This window comes from Atopobacter sp. AH10 (genome assembly GCF_003664595.1).
GTDB lineage: Bacteria > Bacillota > Bacilli > Lactobacillales > Aerococcaceae > Atopobacter.
Genome location: NZ_QXPZ01000053.1, coordinates 1 through 3,593, shown reverse-complemented (window position 1 = coordinate 3,593; position 3,593 = coordinate 1). Strand labels below are relative to the sequence as shown.

Here is a 3,593-nt window from a genome sequence, read left to right as displayed (position 1 = left end):
AGCCACAGCTCTCCCTTTGTGAAAAATTTAGGGGGTGGCTAACTTGTACTTGAAATTTACGTTTTCAAAATTTATTAAGACTAGTCAATATTATTGCGTCTAATAGTGAAATTCAAGTCTTTATAGGAACTCATTCAAACATGATTGCATCAAGATTAGGAGTGGATAACTTAATTTTTATTGATAATGGTCAATTATCAAAGCTCATTGATTTGAAAGATGATACAATTCGTTATTTTAAAAAATCTACAAACCAAAATTTATTAAATTATATCTTGGCCAAAAAAGTAATTCTTGTAGAAGGAAATGCAGAGTTTATTTTAATGGAAAATTTTTTTCAAATTGTAAAAAAGAAGAAACCAGAGGATATGGGGGTTTCTATTATTTCAGTAGGAGGATTGAGCTTTGAAAGATATCTCGAATTTACTCGATATTTAACGCATAAAAAGGTAGCTGTGTTAACAGACAATGATAATGATTATGAGAATAAAATTGATTCTAAGTATGCTTCTTATAGTAATTGTCAAAATATACAGATTTTTTCAGATCAAAATAATGATAATCATACTTTTGAAATCTGTCTTTTTAATTCAAATAAAAATCTTTTTAATTCTTGGAATTTTGCTAAGACCAAAAACTTGCAAAAATTTATGCTAAACAATAAAGCTGAATTTGCTTTAAGATTACTCGAAAAATTAGAAAATGATGAAGAATCCAGAGAGTTTAAAATTCCTGAATATATTAGGCAGGTGATCGAATGGATAACAAAAAACTAATTCATGCTGTTGCTGGAAGTGGCAAAACAACTACCATTTTAAATCTCTTAGATCCAAAACAACAGAATCTTATTATCACATATACTGAAAATAATCAAAATAATTTGAGATCTAAAATTATAGATAAATTTGGTTATTTTCCTGATCATACTTTTATTTTTGGTGTATTCAAATTCTTGTATGATTTTTGTTTAGTTCCTTATTTGGGATGCAAGCCTAAAGGAATCAACTTCAATTATATAAAGAAAAACAATTATGATAATAATTCTGTAGACGACGTGGGCAGAATCGTTTCGAATCAATTATCTAGATCATTGTTACAAGGTAATTTGATATGTAATAACAAAACTTATCCCATTGATAAATCATACTTAGAAAGGATGGATAAATTTTTTGATAATATATTTATCGATGAGTGCCAAGATTTTGAATCAGATGATTTTGATTGGATGTTAACCTTAAGTCAACTTAAAGCTAAAGTCCTGTTAGTGGGTGATTTTTACCAAAAGAATTTAAAAACCTCTATAAGAGGTAAAAAAGGTACAGGGATTCACTCAAACTTTAGTAATTGGAAAGCAGCTTTCATTAAAGCCGGATTTACTGTTGACCAGGATAGCTTATCAAAAAGTTATCGTTGTCCTGAAGCTATCTGCAGTTTCATAAGAGATAAGTTAAATATAAATATCTTTTCTCATGAACAAATTTCTGAGCCGAATAATATAGAAATTAAACTTATTGAATCTCCTGATGAGATTAAAGATGTAATTATGGATGATAGTATAATCAAACTTTTTTATCAATCATCAAACAAATATGATTGTAAAGCTTTAAATTGGGGTGCTAGTAAGGGATTAGAATTTAGTAAGGTATGTGTTGTTTTAAATAAAACAACATTTGAATTGTTTTCTAAAGATAAATTAAATGATATGAAACCATTAACTAAGAGTAAATTTTACGTTGCTTGTACAAGAACGCAGGGAAGTCTTTATTTTGTGAATGAAGCTAGTTTAAACATGTATAAATTATGAATTTTCTCATATATAAATTTCATTTGCTATGTATATTATGGATATATCGCTTGGATACATCGCTCTTAAAGAGCCACTTCGTCGCCCTTAATTGAGCCGCCTAAATCGGATAAAACTGAGCCACCTAAATCGGCCGTGCTGAACCACTTCATGTGGTTCTTTTTTATTATCTACATGGTATAAATAAGGCGTGAGAATTACTCACAATATATTTAGGAGCTGGCATATTTGCCAAACTATATCGAAATGATTCGCCTACATGAAGCTAGGTGAGTATTACAAGCGTTTTTGAGCCATTTCCACGAGATTTGAGCCACTGTTACACAGGAACTGAGCCACCGTTCCACAGAAACTGAGCCATCATTCCACAAGAATTGAGCCATCTTTTTTTATAAAATTTATTTGTAGGATTTGTTCACCTACAGAAATTTTATAGAAAGAGGTGGTTTGTTTTATGGAAACATATGGAAACATATGGAAACATATAAACAAATTCTTCGTTATGAACTAGCAGGTATTTCTTAACTAGAAACATTATTTAGCTATGAAGTTTGATATAATTTGAGTAATAATGAGGCTATGCTATAGTGAATACAATGAATTCATATTTTATTTTAGCAAGTCGATCAGTCTTATTTAGAAGTGAATAACAACGAAAGGATTATATTCAAATGTGTGATTTTCTAAATAATATAAATTGGTCAGATGTTCTCGAATGGGGCTTAACGATAATTCCAATTTTAATTTCTTTACTGACCTTATGGCAAACCCATAAGAATATCAAATTAACAAGAAAAAACATCAAGTCTATGAGTCGACCCTATGTTTCAATCTATGTGGACTTCATTGATACGTTACTATTTGAAAAATATATCGTCATAAAGAACTTTGGAAAGTCATTTGCAGTAATCAATGATATTCAATTTGACAAGCCGCTTGACGAGGTTAACTCTGATGCATTTAGTTCATTAATTGGAGCAAGTATAGTTCCAGGGCAGAAATTCTCCTCGGTTATTTCAGACGATTTTAATGATACAGTGACTGCTACTCTAAAGTATATGGATTCTGAAGGTGTCGAATACAAAGAGAAGTATGTATTAAAATTTGATCTGACTTCTAATCTAGCTTGGAGTCAAAATAGATTATCAACAGATAGCAGCGAAGCTACTGCATTGAAACAAGGGCTTCATGCTTTGATGAAGAGGCTGTAATGTATTTTTATTATAAAATACACTCATATCTCAGAATGATTTTAATACTTTGAAAGTTATTGCTTAACGCAAGTGTTATAAATATCTTTACATTCCATCATAGTATATTGGAGGTGCTTTTATGATAAATCAATTAGAAAAGCAATATTTTGTTGATCTTTTTATTAGAGAGGGATACGTTTTAAATTTTTCTACTAGAAGCTTTAATAATTTTACTACAAATAGTGTAGGTGTGCCTTTATGCGAAGCATATGGCTTATCAAAAGGTAAATCATTGATTGCTTTTATTAATGAGAAAGATAACGATGTAGTTGTTAAATTATTAGGTGATCTACTTGAAGATTATTCTGTCAGATTTAGATCAGAAATAATAGCAAATGTAAAAAACTTAAAGGGCATTTCCTATTCAGTTCTTTTTCAAAAATGTCAAGAAATTATTAGAAGGGAGAAACAACTTTTAAGTAGTTATTCTCAAGAATCAGAAAGTTTAAAAATCAGATTCTCTAGTGAATATATGTGTTTGGCAATTAAAAAATCAACCACTTTGGCAATTAAAATCCAACCAGCGTGGCAATTAA

The 3,593-nt window shown here is 29.7% G+C and carries 3 protein-coding genes and 1 pseudogene; all 4 read left to right on the top strand.

From position 1 onward, the window contains the following. Positions 1-140 precede the first annotated feature (140 nt). On the top strand, positions 141-776 hold the full coding sequence (locus D3H64_RS09385) for an ATP-dependent endonuclease (protein ID WP_121565962.1): 636 nt from the start codon (positions 141-143) through the stop codon (positions 774-776). Next, positions 758-1,804, top strand: coding sequence for an RNA helicase (locus D3H64_RS09380; RefSeq protein ID WP_121565961.1), 1,047 nt, complete (start codon positions 758-760; stop codon positions 1,802-1,804). Before D3H64_RS09385 ends, D3H64_RS09380 begins: the two co-directional genes overlap by 19 nt. A gap of 671 nt (positions 1,805-2,475) precedes the next feature. Beyond that, positions 2,476-3,015: a hypothetical protein gene (locus tag D3H64_RS09375; RefSeq protein ID WP_121565960.1), complete on the top strand. Its 540-nt coding sequence runs from the start codon at positions 2,476-2,478 to the stop codon at positions 3,013-3,015. A gap of 121 nt (positions 3,016-3,136) precedes the next feature. Continuing rightward, positions 3,137-3,593, top strand: a pseudogene (locus tag D3H64_RS09370) (hypothetical protein); the annotation flags it as partial.

Coding starts and splice junctions, on each gene's coding strand:
- D3H64_RS09385 (WP_121565962.1), top strand. CDS start 141: ATGATTGCATCAAGATTAGGAGTGGATAACTTAATTTTTATTGATAAT.
- D3H64_RS09375 (WP_121565960.1), top strand. CDS start 2,476: ATGTGTGATTTTCTAAATAATATAAATTGGTCAGATGTTCTCGAATGG.
- D3H64_RS09380 (WP_121565961.1), top strand. CDS start 758: ATGGATAACAAAAAACTAATTCATGCTGTTGCTGGAAGTGGCAAAACA.